General features: G+C 50.4%; 17 protein-coding genes. 2 read left to right on the top strand and 15 right to left on the bottom strand.

What is annotated here, in order from left to right; translation table 11 throughout:
• Window positions 1-14: 14 nt before the first annotated feature.
• The 5 genes from MHH28_RS32150 to essC are packed head-to-tail and all read right to left on the bottom strand — an operon-like array spanning window position 15 to window position 6838.
• Window positions 15-320 carry a hypothetical protein gene (locus MHH28_RS32150; RefSeq protein ID WP_405109838.1) on the bottom strand — a complete coding sequence of 102 codons (306 nt, stop codon included), beginning with the start codon at window positions 318-320 and terminating at the stop codon, window positions 15-17.
• Between the two features lie 45 nt (window positions 321-365).
• Window positions 366-1820, bottom strand: a complete 1455-nt coding sequence (locus MHH28_RS32145; protein WP_405109835.1) for a hypothetical protein — start codon at window positions 1818-1820, stop codon at window positions 366-368.
• A 27-nt stretch (window positions 1821-1847) separates the two neighbouring features.
• Window positions 1848-2099: a hypothetical protein gene (locus MHH28_RS32140; RefSeq protein WP_405109832.1), complete on the bottom strand. Its 252-nt coding sequence runs from the start codon at window positions 2097-2099 to the stop codon at window positions 1848-1850.
• Between the two features lie 19 nt (window positions 2100-2118).
• Complete coding sequence (locus MHH28_RS32135) at window positions 2119-2829, bottom strand: hypothetical protein (RefSeq protein ID WP_405109829.1); 711 nt, start codon at window positions 2827-2829, stop codon at window positions 2119-2121.
• Between the two features lie 19 nt (window positions 2830-2848).
• Complete coding sequence (gene essC, locus MHH28_RS32130; RefSeq protein ID WP_405109826.1) at window positions 2849-6838, bottom strand: type VII secretion protein EssC; 3990 nt, start codon at window positions 6836-6838, stop codon at window positions 2849-2851.
• A 397-nt stretch (window positions 6839-7235) separates the two neighbouring features.
• On the opposite strand from essC, the gene MHH28_RS32125 reads away from it, so the two are divergent.
• Window positions 7236-7622 carry a MerR family transcriptional regulator gene (locus tag MHH28_RS32125; RefSeq protein WP_405109824.1) on the top strand — a complete coding sequence of 129 codons (387 nt, stop codon included), beginning with the start codon at window positions 7236-7238 and terminating at the stop codon, window positions 7620-7622.
• Complete coding sequence (locus MHH28_RS32120; RefSeq protein WP_405109821.1) at window positions 7619-8380, top strand: SDR family oxidoreductase; 762 nt, start codon at window positions 7619-7621, stop codon at window positions 8378-8380. Before MHH28_RS32125 ends, MHH28_RS32120 begins: the two co-directional genes overlap by 4 nt.
• A gap of 88 nt (window positions 8381-8468) precedes the next feature.
• Here MHH28_RS32120 and MHH28_RS32115 read toward each other — a convergent pair whose 3' ends face one another.
• The 10 genes from MHH28_RS32115 to MHH28_RS32070 all read right to left on the bottom strand — a co-directional run bounded on the left by MHH28_RS32115 (window position 8469) and on the right by MHH28_RS32070 (window position 21287).
• A complete protein-coding gene (locus MHH28_RS32115; protein ID WP_405117367.1) occupies window positions 8469-9410 on the bottom strand; it encodes an Rpn family recombination-promoting nuclease/putative transposase in 942 nt (313 codons plus the stop codon).
• Between the two features lie 169 nt (window positions 9411-9579).
• Window positions 9580-13770 carry an S-layer homology domain-containing protein gene (locus tag MHH28_RS32110; RefSeq protein ID WP_405109818.1) on the bottom strand — a complete coding sequence of 1397 codons (4191 nt, stop codon included), beginning with the start codon at window positions 13768-13770 and terminating at the stop codon, window positions 9580-9582.
• Window positions 13771-14129: 359 nt separating this feature from the next.
• Window positions 14130-15011, bottom strand: coding sequence for an Rpn family recombination-promoting nuclease/putative transposase (locus MHH28_RS32105; RefSeq protein ID WP_405117366.1), 882 nt, complete (start codon window positions 15009-15011; stop codon window positions 14130-14132).
• 164 nt (window positions 15012-15175) lie between these two features.
• Complete coding sequence (locus tag MHH28_RS32100; RefSeq protein ID WP_405109816.1) at window positions 15176-15745, bottom strand: manganese catalase family protein; 570 nt, start codon at window positions 15743-15745, stop codon at window positions 15176-15178.
• 48 nt (window positions 15746-15793) lie between these two features.
• On the bottom strand, window positions 15794-16060 hold the full coding sequence (locus tag MHH28_RS32095) for a spore coat protein CotJB (RefSeq protein WP_405109813.1): 267 nt from the start codon (window positions 16058-16060) through the stop codon (window positions 15794-15796).
• A 3-nt stretch (window positions 16061-16063) separates the two neighbouring features.
• Window positions 16064-16279, bottom strand: coding sequence for a spore coat associated protein CotJA (locus MHH28_RS32090; protein ID WP_036692819.1), 216 nt, complete (start codon window positions 16277-16279; stop codon window positions 16064-16066).
• A 297-nt stretch (window positions 16280-16576) separates the two neighbouring features.
• Window positions 16577-17935, bottom strand: a complete 1359-nt coding sequence (locus tag MHH28_RS32085) for a hemolysin family protein (protein WP_405109810.1) — start codon at window positions 17933-17935, stop codon at window positions 16577-16579.
• Window positions 17936-17953: 18 nt separating this feature from the next.
• A complete protein-coding gene (gene yfkAB / locus MHH28_RS32080) occupies window positions 17954-19096 on the bottom strand; it encodes a radical SAM/CxCxxxxC motif protein YfkAB (protein ID WP_405109807.1) in 1143 nt (380 codons plus the stop codon).
• Between the two features lie 204 nt (window positions 19097-19300).
• Window positions 19301-20407, bottom strand: coding sequence for an HD-GYP domain-containing protein (locus tag MHH28_RS32075; protein ID WP_405109804.1), 1107 nt, complete (start codon window positions 20405-20407; stop codon window positions 19301-19303).
• Window positions 20408-20465: 58 nt separating this feature from the next.
• Window positions 20466-21287 carry an undecaprenyl-diphosphate phosphatase gene (locus MHH28_RS32070; protein WP_405109801.1) on the bottom strand — a complete coding sequence of 274 codons (822 nt, stop codon included), beginning with the start codon at window positions 21285-21287 and terminating at the stop codon, window positions 20466-20468.
• Between the last annotated feature and the right edge of the window lie 73 nt (window positions 21288-21360).

Here is a 21360-nt window from a genome sequence, read left to right as displayed (position 1 = left end):
CCTCTTTTCTAAGACTATTTCATTTTCCCCGTCATCTTTGTTGCAGCTGCTTTAGCCCTGTCAGCAGCGGCCTTTTCTTCTGCCTGAAGGGTATCCGCATATCTCAGCATATCCGTCTCCAGGCTGCTAATCGCCTGCTTGAAGGTCTCCATCTTTCTGATCCAGTCTGTGCAATGATTCTTGAACTCTTCCCCGCCCAGATCCACCCAATAACCCGGAAGTCCGGTTATGGCAGCGGTCATTTTATCCTTGCATTCCTGGGCAGGAGACAACAGCCGGTGACAATTGAATGCGAGCCCTCTAACCGTACCTGAATCCATATTCAGCCTCCTTATAAGTTGGTAAGGTATCCTGCTGTTGCAAATCTAGCGGCTCTGCGGAACAAACGAAAATCCAATGCCTATTAATAGTAAAGTCACAAACAGAACGGTGCCTGCAATGGCCCAAAGCATTGTTTGCTTGCGGATGAGTTTTTTCTGAACACTCAGCAGCTTCATGACCCATTCCACAGCAGCCTTATCCGGGTATAGCGGATCTTGATGTGCAGGCATCAGCATCGCCTGTATCTCCGGGAAGTCCTTCTTTAGCATTTGCAGCACCTCCTGATGCCCATTCTCCAGCAGCAGTCTGCAGCGCTTACGTTCATATGGATTCAGCGTGTTCAGTTTTTCTTTCAGCAGCTCGTATTTCCACATGGCTCCATTGCCGATCAGAATCGGAATCTGCGAATTCCACCAAAGCTCCAGTCCGCTAACTCCCTTACGCTCCTGATGAATATCCAGCCATAAAATAATATGGGTGAACTCACTGGCCAAGAGCTCTGAGATATCCCACGCATAACCCCTGCGATAGAAGGTGACCCCCTCATATTCAAACATGGTCGATGTGGAATCCTCTTGCTCGCCCTCAAATACGATCTGTTCCAGCGAACTAATCTCCGGCCGGTTATCTCCGCATACCAGCGGCTTCCAGCCGAGATCTGCCAGACCAGCAGCCAGCAAAAAGGCCGCAGCACCAACATCCTCTTCTCCCCCGGCACCGCAGATGCCAATCACCAGCGGCACATGGCTGCCTAGTATTCTCGCATTCCCTGCTAAGGAAGGCTGTTGCTGGCTTTCTACTGGTATAGACCGTTCCAGACTCTCTAGCGTTCCAGCATCAGTTGCCTGTGCTTCAGTCCTGGCTGCTGGCCTCGGGCGGGGTCCACCTCTCCCTCCGGCAGAGACTGAAGGAGCAGACCTGACACCAGCCGGTGCCGCTGATGTTCTTGGACTTGCAGCCGGCTGCGGACGGGCAAGCGAATCTACGCTTCTTGCAGCAGCCTGTTCAGATTCTTCCACAGGCTGAACAGGAGCAGGGGCTGCGGTTGAGCCTTTAAATGAGAACAGGCGCTTCTTTTTGCCAAGGATGCTGTAATAATCTCTTGTCGTTTTTTTCTCCCTGATCCAGTTCAAAAGCTCCTCACCCCGGAATTCCGTGGTGAACTGCAGATCGTGAATATTCATATTGACCATCGTCCGGATGAACTCAATATCTGTTTTCAGTGCAGGATCTAATTGGACAATCAGCCGGGTAGCTTTAAGATACTTCCGGATCAGTGTCATGAGCGAGGCAATTTCGGCTGACTTCACAGGTGTGCTAAGACCTGCTCCGCCTTCTATAATGACTATGGAAGAAGGATCTACCTCTTTACTGCTGAAGCCCTTAATAAAGCTATGCAGTGTAGAATGTTTGCCTGAGATCACATAACCCTCATGCTCCAGCGACCGTGACAGAAGCATGATGAGATCAGGCGAGCAGACCAGATGTACGCTTTTCATATGTAACCTCCTCTATAATCCTCCTGTTCAATAGGGCCAAATCCGGATAAGCGCTCCGTCCCCCTGGATCATATCCGCCAGTACCACTTGCTGGCCAAGCTCCGTCCACTCTTCTCCAGTGCTGCTAACCTCACATTTGAATTCCCAGTCACCGGGGAGCCAGCCGGCCTGCTTCAGCCATTCAAGACATTGCTCTGCGGTCATTGAGAGAGTGATCTCCAAATCCATTGTTTTCTTGTGTGCTCCATTAAATATTACTGTGGTAACTGCTGTTAACATCTCCTGACCCCCCTGATCATTACTCGGCTTGCAGCCATAGGCATAACTCCTCAATAGCCATTGACAATGCTACTCTGTCTCGGGTGAATTCCTCTTCCGGCTCACGCTGCAGCATCCACATGAGATTCTTATCAATCACCAGGTTCAGTTCACGGATGACCTGAGCTTCCTTGTCGATGCACGCAATTTCCGCCAGTGAGTACAGCGATGCTCCAGCGTGAAGAAGTCCCTCTGCCCAACGCTTAAGGTCCGGCTCTTCGAAGAATACTTGTTCAGATTCCCCTTCGTCCTCCAGGCTCTGGAGCAGCGGAATCCGCTCTATAACCTGGAACATCATTTCATGCTGTGCATAGAGTTCCTGCAATATATATGTATCTGTCTCAGGCAGATGCTCCAGCTGAAACCGCGTGTTCCCCTGATGAAAATAATAGATTCTAGAAGGTTTATCTCCGTTCTGTACAAGCTGGCAGAGGTAAGAAGTACTATTGGCACCTGCGGCAATACATTGATGAAGCACCTCATTTACTTTGGCAACCCCCATGAAGTCGATCTCCAGATATCCCTTCGCCTCAAGTGTTCTCATCTGGGCATTCATCAAGGTGCGCTGCCTGTTCTCCGTTTCTGCTTCTAAATCTATGGCTAACCCCGGAAAACCCGTCTCCCCGGTTAATGCAGCTAAATATATAATCTCAAGCGCCTGTAATTCAAAAATCTCACGTGCCGGTTCCATCGCTTCATTCACCTGCCATCTATAAATCTGTCACCATTCTAATTTGCGTTCTGGAGCCTGCAATAAGCAGCATAGCCTCCGCCGGCTCCATCATTTGATTAAGCTCGTTATACTCCATGCTCTCCAGTAAATGGGCATAAGCCATATGATCGCTCAACCTTCCGCCGGTCAGCAGCGCGTTGCCGCTATTGATCATCTCTCCGGCCAGGTTCGTGATCAGCTGCAGCTGGTTAAGCTCATGCACATCACTGCCAACCATGAGCAGCACGCCAAGTCCGCCGCCAAAGCGGGCAATCCGCTCCAGGTGATCCAGTGAATCATTCTCCATCCGGTCAAAGGCCGACTTGAAATGCGGCATTACCATGACAAGGAGCGGATACTTGGACAAAATATAATCCGTTTCATCAAATTCTCCAGGTGCGGAGCTGTCAGCCAAAGCTTGACGGGCATCATTTTTTCTCAGCTGCAATTGCTCTATGAAAGAATGGGTGAACTGCAGAAATTCCTCTGCTGTATCCGTAACCGTAAGAGCGGACATGGATCTCAGACCCGCCCATTTAGAAGTGTTGCTGTCGAATACATACAGTTCCTTGGTTATGGAATCCGCAGAGGCTTCGAACGCCTTCAGGATTGAAGTAAATGTTAACTCCACATGCTGCTGTTCGGTATAAGAGACTACAAAGCTGCTGATTTCCTTCAGATTGAGTTCTACCGGCAGCGTTGTGGCCTGTTCGAGTCCAAGCGGCACCAGAGTTCCCCCGGTTCCTTCCGGCCGGTTCTTCTCTGCACGCTCCAGAAGCTCAGCAAGCGACAGCTTATCCGGTATTACTGCAATCTCGGCAGGACTTATGTCTCCTGCTACTGCTCTCATCTCTGCGCTGATCCGGCGTATGGAGGCCGCTATTTGATCATCCGAGCCGCCGTCAGCAGGCAGTGCAATATGGAATTCCAGAATCCCGTTTTCTTTTAGCAATCCACGGCCTACGGTATTGGTTGGCTCCATTCCATCTGTCCTGCCCAGAACGCTGGAGTAATCCAGCCTGTCAGACATTTGAAACACAAGCGACTGCTTAATATTCTGGCTAATCCGGTAAGGATAGGAGCTGACTGTATTGGCCGTGAACACAAAGTAAATTCCGTAGCCGCCCCCTTCGCGCACAAGCTTGGCCAGATCCATAACATAGTCATCGTACGCCTCTGCGAAGCCTGTGAAATTATCCAGCATAATAACGATATAAGGGACCTTCTCTCCAGTTGCGTTACAGTAAGAGACCAGATTGCTGATGCCAAGTTGAGAAAATTTGCGTTTACGCTCATTTAATTGGGCGAGCAGCCAGCTAATCAGCTTTCCGAGCTTTTGTTCATCCTCCGGATAAATGACATCCCCCAAATGCGGAAGCTCATGATAGACGCCCAAAGTTCTTGTACCAAAATCCAGAATGTAAAAATTCACATACCCGGGATCATATTTCATGGCAAGCGACATGATCATTGTCTTTAACAAAGTGGTCTTGCCGCTGCTTGGCGCTCCATAGACCAGCAAATGTCCATTTAGATTAAAATTAATATCCAGATTGTACTGCTCCTGATCTGAAGGGTTGTCTACCCGCCCAACGCTTGCCACCAGCTGATCCCTTGGCGCCTGCCACTGCTGTCCATCCCATATCTGTTCCTGATCAAGGACCGCCGACAGTGCCAGCATCTCCGGTAGCGGAGGCAGCCACAGCTGGAAGGCCTCTCCAATGGATTCTTTTGCTGAAATATCGGCAATGTGTTGTACTACAGCTTGCAGTTCACTTAAGACCGAGGCATTGTCACCCTGCTGCTGCTTCGGAAGCAATGCTCTACGTTCCCCGCTTAATGAAACGATGTCGAGCTTAGGCATCCCCTCGCCTTCAGCTTCGCCCGCTTGATAAGGTGCCCCGCTCCAGGAAGACTGGAACAAGGTGAACAGCTCATTGTTGCCCACCTGCAGATAGCCACGGCCTTTTTCCTTGATCTCGGCAGCCTCCGGACGTTTCAGCATCTCATTGCTGTCTGAGGGGGTTTGCACCTTCAGGCACAGCTTGAATCTGGAGTTACTCCAGATTTGGTCATCCACCACACCGGATGGCTTCTGAGTTGCCAGTATTAAGTGAATGCCCAAGCTTCTTCCAACCCGCGCCGCACTGACCAGTTCCTTCATGAACTCCGGCTGATCCGATTTCAGCTCCGCGAACTCATCGACCACGATAATCAAGTGCGGCAGGGGTAGCCGAACCTCCTTATTGCGGTAAAGAACAATATAGCTGTCAATGCTGGTCACACCGGCTTCGCTGAAGAGTCTCTGCCTGCGCATCAGCTCGCTTTTGATTGAGGCCAGCGCCCGGTTAATCTGATTGCCGCCCAGGTTGGTGATCGTTCCCACCAGATGCGGAAGTCCTATGAAGGCATTGGCCATCCCGCCACCCTTATAGTCAATCAGCACAAACGCAATTTCATGCGGATGATAATTCACCGCCAGACCGAGCAGCAGAGATTGAAGCAGCTCACTTTTCCCGGATCCGGTTGTACCCGCTACCAGTCCATGGGGACCATAGCTTTTCTCATGCATATCGAAGACAAGGGACTTTCCGCCTGCACCCAGCCCAAGGGGAGTGGACAGCGTACGGTTGGCCTGGTTACTGGACCAGCGTTCCAGTACCTTCAGCTCCCCGACCTGCCGGGCCTCAAAGCTCTCCAGAAAAGTAACCATAGGCGGAATGTAGCTGTTATTCTGTCCGGCCTTAATGCGGAGCGGCGCCAGTGAACGGGCGAAAAATTCTGCTTGAACGTTATCCATAGAATCTGCTGTGAAAAAATCAGCCAAATGACCCAGCAGGTCATGAGTATCCTTGCGGACAAGTCCTTGCCCGTCCTTCATCTCCAGAATGACCTGGCAATTCAGCGGCAAAGCAACGTCAATTTTCTCCGATACAAAAATACTGGTCACTCCCAGCTTCGAATCACCTGACAACAAGTATTTCATCATTTCCGTACTGTCCCACAGTTCAGGAGCAAAAACCAAAAAAACATAGTGCGGCGTCTGCAAATTCTGCAGGCCATAGCTTCCTTTGTTACCTTCTTCTCTCTTCCTGAGGTCCGCAAGCAGTTCATCGGCAATCGCGGAAGCCTCGTAGGCTGTCGTGGCCAGAGTTCTTTGGCCCCGGTCCTTATTCCAGGTATGCGGCAGCCATTTCAGCCACTCCCAGTGCTCCAGATCTTCCGGCTGCATAACGCACACTATTCTTACATCATCGTATCCCTGGTGCGTGGTGAGGTGAACGATTGCAGCATTCAGGAAATGGCGAACCTCCGGCCTTTTACCGTATAACCCGAGCGTATTGATACTGCTTAGCGGGATATAGACCGGGATATCTTTTACGTAATACATCTCTTCGCAGATCTTACTGGCAATCTCTTCGAGCGGATTCTCGTCGTCAATAGCCTTGGTGGTCGGCGTGTATGTGGGTACCAGAGAGATCGGCTGAACCCCCACCCCAATCCGTATATGTAAAAAATCGTCTTCAATAGCTGTTCTCTCCCAGAGCTGTTTACTCCGGCTACGGGCAATTTCTGTACAGCTTTGAATACTTGGATGAATATATGTATGAGCTTCACGCTGTGTACTGGCTGCACCTTGCAGATCGTTGCGAACCTGAAATAAGTAATTGAGATATTTCTTTTCCAACTTTTTGTTTTGCTCATGATGCTTGTTCACACTGCCCCTATAATTCATGATCGAGACCATAACCGTGAGCGCCGTCATCCCCATCGTGGAGACAAGCATAATATAGGACCTGGTCAGGGTTGACATAAAAATGGATATGATCAGCATTCCCAGCGGCGGGACGATAATCGTTAACCAGGAGAAGGACGGTTTTTCCGAAGGCCTGGCGGGATCTTCCAGCTCCAGCACTCCTACCGGGTAGTTAGGTTTAATCCGGGGGGTTCTTTGTACCTGATTGGTTGTCATTTCTTGAATGTTCATTTTTTCATCACCACTGGATAGGAATTTTGGATTACAGAGCAGATAATTAAATTTTTAAACAATTATTGTAAATTTTCATTAAACTGGGATGAGCTTTAATTTTTATCGGATCATCTGTGTAATAGTTTATATTTTACATAACATTTTCTGCTAATATAGTTCATTGATCCCTTATTAGTGTTTTTTATCTTTAGCAATCTAAAGTTAACAGAGTATAAAGTTGTAGTTCCTTAGTATTGTTTTTATGAAAGAGGATTTCTAAAGATAAGAAATACGTCTGATTTACATTTTGCACTTGCTTCAATAACCACATCCAAAAAAGGATATTGACTTAAACCATGGTTTAAGTCGTATTCTATAAATGTCGACACCTAAACCATCACTTGGAGGCCTCCAGATGAATTATTATTCCATTGGCGAAGCGGCAGCCCGGCTCGGGATTCCGGAATCTACCATACGTTATTATGAGAAGAAGGGATTGCTGCCCCGGATGGAGCGGGATGAGGCGGGCAGGCGGATTTTTTCGGAAGATTACCTTGCTTTTCTTAAGATCATTCTTTATTTGAAAAACACACAGATGCCTATAAGCCAGATCAGGCAATATGTGGACTGGATGGCGGAAGGAGAGCGCACCACTGCGCTGCGGCTCGCCATGTTTCAAGAACATAAGCAGGCTGTATTGGCACAAATCGCACTCATGACAGAATCCTTGCAGGGCATTGATAAGAAAATAGAACGTTATACGGAGTATTTAGAACTTAACGGAAAAGAGGTTATACCATGAAGCTCTCAGGAAACACCATTCTGATTACAGGCGGAGGCTCCGGCATTGGACTTGCCATGGCTGAACGGCTCATCCATATGGGGAACACGGTTATCATTACCGGACGGCGTGAGCAGGTATTGCAGGCTGCCCAGGACAGATTCCCGGATCTAATTACCCATGTATGTGATTTAAAAGCAGAGTCTGAACGTCTCGCTTTGTTCGACTGGGTAACTGCAAATTATCCCGGAGTCAATGTCCTGGTGAACAATGCGGGGATTCAGCAGCGCTTCAATATACAGACAGCGGATGTGAGGAATCATTGGGCTGATTTCAATCATGAAATCACCACTAACCTTGAAGCCCCTCTTCATCTGGCTATGCTGTTTGCCCCATTCTTCGCAGCACAGGAAGCTGCAACGATCATGAATGTGACTTCAGGTCTGGCCTTTACTCCATTCGCCATCGCACCGATCTATTCAGCTACGAAGGCAGCCCTTCATTCCTTCACCATGAGCCTAAGGCTCCAGCTGTCCGGGACCCGCGTTGAAATTATCGAGATTGCCCCGCCGGCCGTAAATACAGATCTCGGCGGATCAGGACTGCATGTCCATGGCGAGCCGTTAGATGCATTCACAGATGGAATCTTTCAGGGACTGGCGGAGGGACTTCAAGAGATCGGTTATGGCAGTTCGGTGGAACGGCTGCGGATGTCACGGGACCGGATTGACGAATATGCAGCCCAGATGTATGAAGCGACGAAGAGCTATATTGAATAAAAGATTTGAATCCGAACGCACGAAAACAGACCGTCTTAGGGTAGACGGTCTGTTTTTCGTGCGTATGCGTTATTTGGAGAAAGCCTGCTTACATCAGCTTTTTAATCTTATCCACCGGTAACTCCACGGCTTTGGACACCGCTTCCGGAGTAAATCCGTGAAGGAGTAATTTACGGATAATCTCCGCCTGGCCTTTCTCTATTCCTTGCTCTATCCCCTGTTCTATGCCTTGTTCTATGCCCTTAACTATTCCCTTTTCTATTCCCTGTTCGATTCCTTCAGCTATCCCTTCTTCATATCCCCAACGCTTCCAGGCTGGCATGAGTTCCATAATCGCTTCACCCTCCTCCGGGTATTGTATCATCAGTTCTTGTATAATCTCTTCATCCTGGGCCCGGTCCGGCTGGAAATATAAATCTGCCACTGACATCACAAGCGCCAGCCGTCCCTGATCGAGTCGTGTCTTCAGCTTCATGAACATGCGCAGGAACTCCCGGCGCACATCTCTTGCTTCTCTTGTAGTATACCCCATCTTGGCTAGTAACGCAGCAGCTACTGCATTGTCTGAATCAATAAATCTTCGCCAGTTCTGCTTACGCAATTCTACCTTGAGAAACTGAAAGCGCAGGATCTGATGCTCAGGAATAACCATCTCCAAGGTGTCCTGCTCTTCCCTGATCTCATCTGAAGTGAAGATAGCAATCGGAATAATCAGCTTATGCTCTTTGCGGTAGCGCTCAAATAGTCGGCTGAAGTAAATAAACATTCGTTCATGAAACCGTGAATCCCTATACGACTGCGGCTCCAGATGAATCAGAATATAACCGTCCAATCCTTTGTAGCGGATTTCCAGCAGCAGATCCAGCTCCCGCGCTTCCTCGCCAACAATATCGACCAGCAATTCCTGCATCAGAAACCGGGTCTCACTGTAGTCCAGCATAGAATCCAGCTCAGGGAAAAACAACTCAATAAATTCCTGAAAGAACGTCTCCAGCAGCTTCTTAAAAGCCTCATCATGCGGTAAAGGTATTTTAGTCGCCTCCTGTTATATCCTGCTTGTTTCTTGTGATTATATTCCAATTCAATGGAATTTGGTATAATAAAACGCACATGCGTTCCTATTTCAATCTTAAAAAAGAGCAGCCCCGATTAAATGGCTGCCCTTGTCTGCTCAGAAGCATTAGCTTTATCTATCTAACCTACTTCTCACCCGCTTCAAGAAGCTTGTCCAGGAGACGGATAATCATCACTACGGATTCAGCACGGGAAGCAGTTTCCTTCGGTTTAAAGACGCCGTTGCCTTTCCCCGAGACAATTCCTGCGTTAGCGAAGGCATGGATTGGCTCTGCCGCCCAGCTTGCTGTGAGGTCAGAGAATGACGCCGGTGCACCGGGAACATAGTTCGTAAGACGCGCCAGCATAGCTACAGCTTCCGCACGGGTGACCTGCTGTTTGGGGCGGAATGAACCATCGGCGTAGCCCTGGATCACACCATGCTCTTTAAGCGCCGCAAGTGCCTCCGAAGCCCAATGCCCCTGTGTATCGGAGAATCCGGCCCCTTGCGAGCCCGTCAGGCCAAAAGCTTTTGCAAGCATGGCAGCAAACTCGGCGCGTGTTACTTTGGCGTCAGGATGGAAGGAACCATCCGCATAACCGGTTATCATCCCCATCCGGGCAGCACGTTCAATGAATGATGCACTCCACAGAACGGCAGGTACATCCTGGAACTTAACAACAGTAGTTGTCCGGCCTTTGGCTACGATTGATTTAACCTTATCTAAGTCCAAGCTGTCTTTCAGCACAGGTCTAGTGACAGTCGGTTTCATGGGACCGGCAGTTATAGCTGGTGTTGTTAGTGCAGGTGTCATCGTTGCTTTGGGTGACGGTGTTGCTGTCGGTGTTACCGCCGGCTTTGGTGTTGGCGTTGCTACCGGTGTTACTCCCGTTTGTGGCGCTGGTGTTGGTGTCGGCGTCGGCGTTACCACCGGTACCTTTCCTCCCTCAACCACGATGGGAATCGCAACGGTTAAGCCGCCGAAGGAAGCTGTAATCGTTACTCCATCCCCCGCTGCAACGCCTGTAATTATGCCCTTGTCTGATACCGAGGCGACCGCAGGATCTGAAGTCGTCCAACGGACCTGATCCGTCACCACTGTATTTACTCCATTGTCATATACCGCTGTAATCACGGAAGCCGCTTGGTCGTTCACCTTCAAGGTATGTGTACCGGGATCGGCGATCAGCTTCAGCAGCTTAGGCAGCGTACCTTCTGCCTGAACAGTGACAGGGAGCTTCACCGGCGGCAGGTTGCCGTAATTCGCCTGGATAGTAGCCTCGCCAACTTCAACGGCATGAATAACGCCCTCGGCGTCTACTGTAGCTGCCTGCTCATTCGAAGATGTCCATACCGCTTGATTCGTGACATCGGCAGTGGAGTTATCGCTATAGGTAGCCGTAAGCACCGTCGCGTGCTTGTCGCCGACATTCAGCTTCAATTCGGCCGGGGCGACTGCGACGGAAGTCACTGTCCGCTCATCCTTTTTCACAATCGTATAGTTGTCAATTAATTCTGCGCTTTGCGTAGTGCGGGCTTGGATGATGATCTGATCATGGCTCACCTGAATGGCAGAATAGACCGGAACATCCTCGTCAAACATGAAATCAATATACTCGTATTTGCTTCCATCGTAGAACTTCCATCCAGACGCCCCGCCGTCCAGATAGACCGTTCCTTGCTCTCCGCTTGGCAGTGGTTTGCCTTTGCTCATCGGATAGGTCCGCGCATATACATGGTCATGGCCTTCCAGCACCAGATCGACCTTCAATTCTTCGAGAACAGGGGCAAAATAAGTCTGAGTGTATTCAATCAGATTGCCGCGTCCATCTTCGGTATGATAGGCAGGTTTGTGGAACATGACAATCTTCCATTTTTTATTGCTGGCTTGAAGATCCTGCCGAAGCCACTCCGCTTGCTTGCCCATCGTTACTTCGTCTGCTTCAGAGTTCAGCACCACGAAATGCACCTCTCCTGAATCGAACGAATAGGCATACTCTTTCTGGATCTCAGGCCCATTTACTGGTAGCCCCAATCCTTTGGCGAAAATATATTTCCCTCCCCCTTTTACATCATGATTCCCCATGGCATACGCTGAAGGAACAGAGGAGGAATAGACCGACGAGGCTTGCCAGAACTGGTTCCATTCATTCAAAACCGCCCCATCATCGACCATATCACCGCCATGCATAACGAACTGGGTGTCGGGATAATTAGTGAACGCATTCTTGATCAATTGCTGATAGGTCTCCAGCCCGTTATCCCCTTTGGTATGCGAATCGGTTACAAATACAAAAGAAACAGGCTTGTCCGGCGCAGCTTCCACCGTCTTGTAATAGGACCAATTGCTCCAATGGCCTTCGTAGCCGACTCTGTAACGGTAGCCCGTACCTGGCTCAAGACCCGTGACTAATGCGTTATGGAACTTGATTTCGCCCATAGGTCCCCCTGCAATCTCAGGAATAACCTCCACCTCGGAGAGCGCACGCTGCATAGCTGCTTTTTCCGGCGCATTCGTCAGGTCACTGTCCGCCCAGTCACTATCTTTCATATACTGGATGTAAGCTTCTTGAACGCCAGGCGCCGTCTGCCACCCTACGCTCAGCATCGTCTTCATATCTTCGCTAACAAAGGTCTGAATATATTGGGGTTCTGCCCCGCCAAACGGAGCTACGACATTCATACTGACACTCTCGCTGGTACCGCCATCCTTGAAGGCCTGCACACTCCATGTACCAATGGCAAGGTTAGTCAGGGACGTATGGATCTCTCCCTTGGCGTCCGTTAAGCCGATTCCTGTGCTAAGATCACTCTGCTCCACATCTGCGGATGAGATGTACCCTGCCTTACTGCCATCCGGCAAATACACCTTGATGAATCCGCTGGCACTGCCTGCGGTAGCGAACATTCGCGCGTTCTTCTCTACAGCAAGCAACACTGCGGACGACGGATCGGCTTTGGCATATACATTGGACCTTTCGGCGGTTATACTCACATAAGTCTGAGGACCGCTGGTGTCGGTAAAATCAATCCGGGCTCCTTCCACCGGAGCTCCTGCACGAGAGGTGACCGTAATGATATTCTGGGTGTGCAAAGCTGATCCCTTGATGCTGAGCTTGTAAGGAAACCCGATCTTATACCTAAGCGGGGAGGCCAAGGAACTAACTGGCATCCCGCTTCCGTACCCGAAACCGCCCTCCACCATGGCCATCTGCTTAGCTGTCTCACCGCGTTCCATTTTCGCAGACCGGTTCACCTCGAAATCAATATTTGCCAGCGCATCCGCCCGATCCCCTTGCAGACCCTCTGCACTGACTTCAACATATCCGCCTGTATTATCGAAGGTGGTCTGTACATTACTCAAGCCGGAGTATGCAGTAATCCTATTCGCCTGCAAGGTCTCTGGATCGAACTTGAGCTTGGCATGGAAGCTCTTGGCTGCGCCTGTGTCTATCGCCTTCAGCTTCAGCCGGTAGGTCTCATTACTGACAGCCTCCTCCGGGGCTTCCAAGGTGAATCGGGCCCCATGATCAATCTGAAAAGCATATTCTGCCGCTGCCGGATTGCCAGCCCTATCCTTCACTTCTGCCAGCACTTGATGATACCCTCCGGCCAGCGGGAGCTCCGGGTGATAGGTAATCTGCTTATGATTCAGATCATAGGCAAAAGTTGACGGTGCCGCAGGCTGACCATCCACCGTTAACCGGATGGAATCCGGATCAATGCCCGACTGGGCATCCTCCCCGGTCAGAATAAGGTCAGAGACAGGAGCGCTCAAGGTTTGATTAGGCGCCGGTGCCGCTGGAGTTAACACAGGCACATCCATATCTTCATTCAGCGGTTCATCATAGATCAGCCTGACGTCATCAATCCATATGGAACCTTTATTCTTTTTGCTCATTTGTCTTTCTTTCATCTGGAAGTAGAAGGCCAGTGTACCCGGCATGGTCAAATCTGAGCCTATATCAGCCTCCACATACTTCCAGCCGCTCCAATCGATCCCGGTCTCTTCACTCCGGATTTCATACGTTTTGGATTTACCGGTGGAAGACACGTAGAACTTGGAGGTAAGACCATGACCTTCCTGATTCGCGTATACCCACATCCCGATTCTTTTTGGGGTTCTGTTCGTGAGCGGCAGCTGAGCCGCCGGACCAACGGCAACCTGAGAGGGGTTATCGGTTATGCCAATGAAGTCATAATCAATCCGCAGGGACTTCGCTCCGCTATGTACGTATTTCGGATTCGACTCCAGCGCCAGACTGCCGCTATGAATGCGGGCACTGTCAAAGGTTAAGTCCGCTAAGCTCACCAGTTCAAAATCCTCAACCTTCACGACCCCGCTGGGCTCCGCTGCCTCCCCAAAGGCAGTCGGTAAATGAGATAGAGCAGGGATAAGGGGGGGAAGCAGAACCGTCATAGCCAAGATCCCGCTCAATACTTTCTTTACAAATGGATAATTACTCACGAACTTTCACGCTCCTTGTTGTCTGTACTAATAGTCAGCATAACGGCGTAATATGTTCGTAGAATCATCACAATGTAAGCATATTAATTTTTTTGCAAATGGAAACGGCTATGGCATCCTTATAAAGACGGTATCCGTTTCAGCAAGAAATTACATTTAAAACGCCTCCTACCCTTAATTAGGGTCTGGAGGCGTTATTTGCAGTGCTCTTAACATAGAGATCTGGCTTACACCAGCTTCTTAATCTCGTCCACCGGTAACTCCACGGCTTCGGACACCTCTTCCGGGGTAAATCCATGAAGCAGTAACTTACGGATAATCTCAGCTTGGCCCTTTTCTATGCCTTGTTCTATTCCTTCAGCTATACCTTCTTCGTATCCCCAACGCTTCCAGGCTGGCATGAGTTCCATAATCGCTTCACCCTCCTCCGGATATTGTATCATCAATTCTTTTATAATCTCTTCATCCTGGGCCCGGTCCGGCTTGAAATATAAATCTGCCACTGACATCACAAGCGCCAGCCGTCCTTGATCCAGTCGTGTCTTCAGCTTCATGAACATGCGCAGGAACTCCCGGCGCACATCTCTCGCTTCTCTTGTAGTATACCCCATCTTGGCTAGTAACGCAGCAGCTACTGCATTGTCTGAATCAATAAATCTTCGCCAGTTCTGTTTACGCAATTCTACCTTGAGAAACTGAAAGCGCAGGATCTGATGCTCAGGAATAACCATCTCCAAGGTGTCCTGCTCCTCCCTGATCTCATCTGAAGTGAAGATGGCAATGGGAATAATCAGCTTATGCTCTTTACGGTAACGTTCAAATAGACGGCTGAAGTAAATGAACATCCGTTCATGAAACTGTGAATCCCGATACGACTGCGGCTCCAGGTGAATCAAAATATAACCGTCCAGTCCTTTGTACCGGATTTCCAGCAGGAGATCCAGTTCCCGCGCTTCCTCCCCAACAATATCCACGAGCAATTCCTGCATCAGAAACCGGGTTTCACTATAGTCCAGCATAGAATCCAGCTCAGGAAAAAACAACTCAATAAACTCCTGAAAGAACGTCTCCAGCAGCTTCTTAAAAGCTTCATCATGCGGTAAGGGTATTTTAGTCGCCTCCTGTTATATCTTGCTTGTTTCTTGTGAGTATATTCCATTTTAGTGGAATTAAATATAACAAAAAGCACACACGTTCGCATTCAATACAAGAAGAGCCGCAGATGTTGTTCCTGTGGCTCTTCGTTTCAAACTATTTGTATATGCATCAACGCTCAAAACACCCGCTTCTTATCCTTCTCCTCGATCAAAATCTGCACCGATTCCTTGAACCGGATCGCATGAATGATCTCCCGCTCGCGCAAGAACTTGAGACTGTCCTGCAGATCCACATCGTCGGTCATGTCAATCAGCCACTGGTATGTAGCCCGGGCTTTCTCTTCTGCCGCGATATCTTCATACAGGTCAGCGATGGGATCGCCCTTGGCCTGGATATAGGATGCTGTAAAGGGCACGCCGGCGGAGTTCTGGTAGAACAACGCATGATCCCGCTGCGCATAATTCGGACCTAAGCCTGCGGCTTCCAGCTCCTGCACTGAGGCGTCCTTGGTCAGCTTGTAGATCATAGTGGCAATCATTTCGAGGTGTGCGAATTCCTCGGTGGAGATATCCGTTAATACACCTATTACCTTGTCAGGGATTGCATACCGCTGGTTCATATAGCGCAGCGCCGCAGCCAGCTCACCGTCCGCACCGCCGTATTGCTCCATCAGATACCGGGCCATTCGCACATCACATTTGCCGACACGTACCGGGTATTGCAGCTTTTTCTCATAGATCCACATTCGTGAACTTCCCCCTCCTTAAGGCTATTTCATTCCCGGCTTCGTGCCTCAGACTTGCCAAGGCCAAGGACTCTCGATCCATTGCCATGGAGCCTTGGAATAGGCGCGGCCGAAATTCTGCAGAGGTCCGTATAGCTCCTGGAACTGGTTCGCCAGCTGGGTGCGCTCATACGTCAGCTGATTGAACTGTTCGATCGCCTTCACATCCTGCGGGTGAGTGTCCAGGAACAGATTCAGCTCTACGAGTGCAAAATCAAGGACCTGCAGCTGCTCCAGCATCTCGTAATAACGGGGCTCGCAAGGATTAGCTTCCATAGCCTACTTCCCTCCTTTGAACTTGGACTCATAAGGGCTGTATAGCGATGGCCATAACGTTCCATGCTTCAATGCTTCCGGCAGGGAGAACTGCGGCAGATTCGGGGGCTGAAATGTGACGAATTGGTTCGGCGGCACAACATACGTCTTGAACGGCACCGGCGGACAAGGATCAAACGGTCCCCTGTACGGTGTCCATACGCGATCCTGGGAGTTCAATGATCATTCCTCCTCTTTGGGTTTTGACGGTATTGCTTCATGACATTCCAGAACTCTGATCATTACCTTCGTAACTAACTTATGACGGCTTAAGGGTGGAAAAGAACAGCTGCCGAATAAAATCACCCTGAGATGCGCCAGCGAACGGTAACCTTACGGCAAACGAGTGGGACTAGTACAGCTACTATCGCCGATGATCTTCATTCCTGCGCAACAAAAAAACAGGGACCCCAAAAGCCCGGCAATCCGGCTTCTGAAGTACCCTGCTATATTTAAAAATACGAGTTACACTTCTCCTTACTCCTTCTCCTCTTCCCCGCCTTCGGCCTCCTCTTCAGGCTCTGGCGAAGGCTCGCGGTGGATGTTGATCCTGGTGATCCGCAGCCGGGTGGACTCCTCCACCTCGAAGGTGACATCGCCAACGACCACCTGCTTGCCCTTGACCGGGTTGCCCTCCAGCTCCTTGAACAGCCAGCCGCCGATGGAATCGACTTCATCATCCTCGATCACGACGCCCGTAAGATCGTTGACGTCTTCAATCAGCATCCGGCCCTCCACGGAGATGTAATCTCCGTTGCGTTCCACGCTGGGGCGTTCATCCTCGAACTCGTCATGCAGATCGCCGACAATCTCTTCCAGAATCTCTTCGGCGGTCAGCAGCCCCGCTGTCCCGCCATACTCGTCAACGACCAGCGTCAGCTGGGCCTTGTTCTTCTGCATCAGCCGCAGCGCATGGCTGATCTCCATCGATTCCGGCACGTTCAGAATCGGCCGGACCAGGGAAGCCAGATCATTCTGCTGCTCCGGCGGAGCGAACAGCAGATCCGTGATATGGATGAAGCCGATAATCCGGTCCTTGTCCTCGAAGGCCACCGGATAACGCGAATGCTTCGTTTCCGTGATGATTCGCATGTTCTCTTCCAGCGGAAGATTGCTGTACAATACATCCATATCGGTGCGCGGAAGCATGACTTCACGGGCCAGCAGATCCGAGAATTCGAAGATGTTATCCATCAGCTTCATTTCATCCTGATCGATAACCCCGCTCTTCGCGCTCTGATTCATCAGAATGCGGATTTCCTCCTCTGAATGGGCAGCCTCGGCTTCGCTGGCCGGCTCCACGCCGAACAGTCTTAATAGCGCGTTCGCCGATGCATTCAGCACCCAGATGAAGGGCAGAAACAGATTATAGAAGAACATCAGCGGAGCGGACAGCAGCAGCGCGGAGCCTTCTGTTTTTTGAATAGCCAGAGATTTCGGTGCCAGCTCCCCCAGCACAATATGTAAAAAGGTAATAATCGAGAAACCGATGATCACAGATACCGTTGAGATGAGCGTCTGGTCTGTAACACCAATCTGGTACATCAGAGGTGATACCAGCAACTCCGAAATCGCCGGTTCCCCGACCCAGCCGAGTCCAAGAGAAGCGAGAGTGATTCCGAACTGGGTGGCTGACAGATACGAATCCAGCCGCTTATTGACCTTCAGCGCATAGCCGGCCATTTTGTTGCCTTCGCTGACCAGCTGGGTCAGACGGGACTGTCTGACCTTAACCAGCGAGAATTCCGCCGCAACGAATACGCCATTCAATAATACGAGCACCAGAACGAGCAAAAGATTAAGCACTAATCTTCCTATTTCAAATTCCGTATGCACTATAATAACGCCCCATTTCTACAAAGTGATCGCTTTTCTTGTTTTGAAATCGACCCCGGGATAATACATATCGGCTACGAGCAGGTTAGGCCCGCAGCAGCCTGCTGCATCACAGTAACAATTCACTTGCTGATTGAGCGGATGCTTAGTCTGCCACTCGGTGAAAATGTCATCCAGCTTGGCGCTGCTGATATTGCCAAAGGCGGAGATGTCGGCGAAGTCGGTGACGAAGACATCGCCCGTGAACAGGTTCACATTGACCCGGTTTCTTCCGTCCGGATCATTGCGCAGCGTTACATTCTTCTCGCTGCGCAGTCTGCTCAGCAGCTTTTGGTCTTCCTCCAGGAAGCTGCAGGCGAAGAACGGCAGCGTGCCGAACAGCATCCACATCTCCGGGTCACGATGATCGAGCAGAGAATGAATGGCAGTATTCATCTCCCGGAGCGACAGCACAGGCAGCTTCGAGGCGAAGCTGGAAGCGTACATCGGATGAACCTCATGCCTTCTAGCGCCCATGTCCCCAATCAGCCGGTGAATCTCGGGCAGCTTGGTATGTGTACGGTAATTGATCATCGACTCGGCGGAGATCAGCATCCCGTCGCTGCTCAGGCGGCGGGAATTCTCCAGCATCGTGTCGTACAGCCGGTAGGCGGCCTCCTTCGAGACCGGATGCCCGCTGTTCGCGAAGCCCACCTCGTGGAAGTCATCCCCGTTCACATAATTGAAGGAGATGTGCATGACGTCCAGATAAGGGAGCAGCTGCTCATAACGCGAATACGGCATGGTCAGATTGGAGTTAATCTGCGAACGGATACCCCGCTCACGCGCATATTTCAGCAGCGGTACGATGGTATTCTCCACCGTTCCGGCACGGAACATCGGCTCACCGCCCGTAATGCTGATGGTCTGGAGATGCTCCACCTCCTCCAGACGCTTCAGCATCTTGGTTAAAGGCAGCAGTTCTCCCTCTTTCATCGTAAGACTGTCGCCGACGGCGCAATGCTCGCAGCGCATGTTGCACAGATTCGTGACCGTCATCTCTACACTGGTCAGCACATGCTGTCCGTACTCGCGGAGTGAAGTAATCGGGTCCCACGGATCGTACTCCGGCGACAGCTCTTTTACAGGAATGATAGATGATGATGGCTCTAATATACTCATTTCTTAATGCTCCTTTAATGCTTATTCCTTATTATTAACCCAAAACAAAAGAAAAAGAACGATAATTATCCTATATCATACCACGACTACTCCAAAACTGCGCATTCGGTCGCTATGTCCCGGATTTCAAAAAAACAGCAAGGCGGAGAATACAGCTCCGCAATTCCTGCAGATACCCTATTCTCTCCTCGCTGCGCAGAACATCTATCCGGTACTCTTCACTACAGGTTCTCCTCCGTCCGTCACATCAACAATGACTACAGAGAGGGCTTTGCTGAGATCACGTTCATAGGGGGTGACCGTCTCTCCTTCGGGTCCGTTCAGCACCCGAACCACAGGCCGATGCGGTGTGCTGGGATCAATCTTGACCACCACACCACTCTCGCCGGAGCTGAGCTTTACGGTAAGCCCCAGCGGATAGATGGCCACACGGTCTCTGAACAGCTCCAGCTGCTTCTGCTCATACAGCGTTCCAGAGCCGACATACAGCGCTTCTACCGCCTGATGGGGCAGCATGGCTTTTTTGTAGATCCGGTTGGAGGTCATCGCATCATAGGAATCGGCTACCCCCAGCCATTTCGCATATTCATGGATCTGCGGGCCCGTCAAGCCGCGCGGATAGCCGGAGCCGTCAATCCGTTCATGATGCTGCAGGGCACAGTGAGCCGCCAGCAAAGGGATATTCGGCTCTTCCTTGAGAATGCGGTATCCGATCTCGGTATGCGCCTGCATATGGCGAAATTCCTCCTCGCTGAGCATACCCGGCTTTTGTACAATTTTGACAGGAATCTGCGTCTTACCGATATCATGCAGCAGCGCACCAAGTCCGATGACCCGAAGCTCTTCCTTGCTGTAGCCATGGGCAATGCCCAGCACCAGCGTATACAGGCATACGTTCAGGGAATGGACGTACAGGTAGTTGTCAGCCGTGTGCATGTCAAGCAGCATGATCATCGGGTCCTCCTGCAGGGACATATCATCGAGGATGGAATCCATCACCTTGGAGAATTTCTTGTCCAGATGATAAAAGCCCTTGGTAATTCCGGAGGCCCCGGACATCTGCTGGAACTGGTTCCGGATAACCTTGAGCGCCTGATTGCGCGTCTCATCCTGCAGTATTCCGGGAATCACAATATCCTCCGTGAGCGCATCCTCAATATAGATATAGCCGATATCGATTCTGGCGAGCCGCTTGATCAGGGAATCGGTCAGTTCCACCCCGTCCGCGAGCAGAACCAGCCCTTCATCATTATATATTTTTTTACCCAGCTTCATTCCCGACTGAAGCCGATTGACGGATACTAGACGCACCTTGGCTCACTCCTGCCTTTAACGGTAAAATTGCTTTTTTGTGATGCCAAGCTGAGAATCAACGCATAATAAACAGCCAGAAGGCGGCTGCAAGGATAAAGCGGTAGATGGCAAAATGAGTCGGTCTGATCTTCTGGATCATTCTCATGAACATAACCACCACCACATAGGCCACGATGAAGGAAATAATGAAGCCGATGACAAAATACCCGATCGTCTCACTAGTGAAATTCTTGTAAGAATCCAGCAGTTCATACCCCGAGGCTGCGCACATAATGGGAATCGCGATGAGGAAGGAAAAGTCGGCCGAGGCCTTGTAGCTTACCCCGCTCAGCATCCCCCCGGAAATCGTCGAGCCGGAGCGGGAGAACCCGGGCCAGAGTACGGAAATAATCTGGAACAGTCCGATCGACAGTGCCTGCCCGTAGGACAGATCATCCAGATCATGCGCAGTCACGCGGATCTTGCGGGTGTTGACCCATTCGGCAATGATCATCAGAATACCGCCGGCCACCAGAGCCCAGAGTACGGTCGATGCCCCGAAGAGGCTTTTGATGAAATCCCGGGCGAAAAAAGCTACAGCGAGCGCAGGCACGATACCCAGCAGCACGTGAATCAGGTTCAGGCGGGATGCCGGCATTACGCCCCCTCTGTCTCTGCGGCCGAATCCGAGCAGGTTCACGATCCGCTGGCGGTAGACCAGCGCAATGGCCAGAATGGCCCCCAGCTGAATCACAATCTCATACGTCTTCATAATCGAATCCTGCTCATTGAAACCCAGAAGCTTAGTCGTTAAAATCATGTGTCCCGTGGAAGATACCGGAATGAACTCCGTGATGCCTTCCACAATTGCCAGAATGATGGCTGTAATTGTATCCATTTTACTCCTCCTGATCTAGTCAATGAAACCTTGTACTGCGGGAACTATCAATGTTGTTATAGCATGGTGTGGA

The organism is Paenibacillus sp. FSL K6-1217, assembly GCF_045040735.1.
In the GTDB taxonomy this organism is placed as follows: domain Bacteria; phylum Bacillota; class Bacilli; order Paenibacillales; family Paenibacillaceae; genus Paenibacillus_AQ.
This window is presented reverse-complemented; position numbering and strand designations above follow the sequence as displayed.

Bases quoted from the DNA above. Each gene is read 5' to 3' on its own strand.
- MHH28_RS32150 (WP_405109838.1), bottom strand. From the start codon at position 320: ATGGATTCAGGTACGGTTAGAGGGCTCGCATTCAATTGTCACCGGCTG.
- MHH28_RS32145 (WP_405109835.1), bottom strand. From the start codon at position 1,820: ATGAAAAGCGTACATCTGGTCTGCTCGCCTGATCTCATCATGCTTCTG.
- MHH28_RS32140 (WP_405109832.1), bottom strand. From the start codon at position 2,099: ATGTTAACAGCAGTTACCACAGTAATATTTAATGGAGCACACAAGAAA.
- MHH28_RS32135 (WP_405109829.1), bottom strand. From the start codon at position 2,829: ATGGAACCGGCACGTGAGATTTTTGAATTACAGGCGCTTGAGATTATA.
- essC (WP_405109826.1), bottom strand. From the start codon at position 6,838: ATGAACATTCAAGAAATGACAACCAATCAGGTACAAAGAACCCCCCGG.
- MHH28_RS32125 (WP_405109824.1), top strand. From the start codon at position 7,236: ATGAATTATTATTCCATTGGCGAAGCGGCAGCCCGGCTCGGGATTCCG.
- MHH28_RS32120 (WP_405109821.1), top strand. From the start codon at position 7,619: ATGAAGCTCTCAGGAAACACCATTCTGATTACAGGCGGAGGCTCCGGC.
- MHH28_RS32100 (WP_405109816.1), bottom strand. From the start codon at position 15,745: ATGTGGATCTATGAGAAAAAGCTGCAATACCCGGTACGTGTCGGCAAA.
- MHH28_RS32095 (WP_405109813.1), bottom strand. From the start codon at position 16,060: ATGGAAGCTAATCCTTGCGAGCCCCGTTATTACGAGATGCTGGAGCAG.
- yfkAB (WP_405109807.1), bottom strand. From the start codon at position 19,096: ATGAGTATATTAGAGCCATCATCATCTATCATTCCTGTAAAAGAGCTG.
- MHH28_RS32070 (WP_405109801.1), bottom strand. From the start codon at position 21,287: ATGGATACAATTACAGCCATCATTCTGGCAATTGTGGAAGGCATCACG.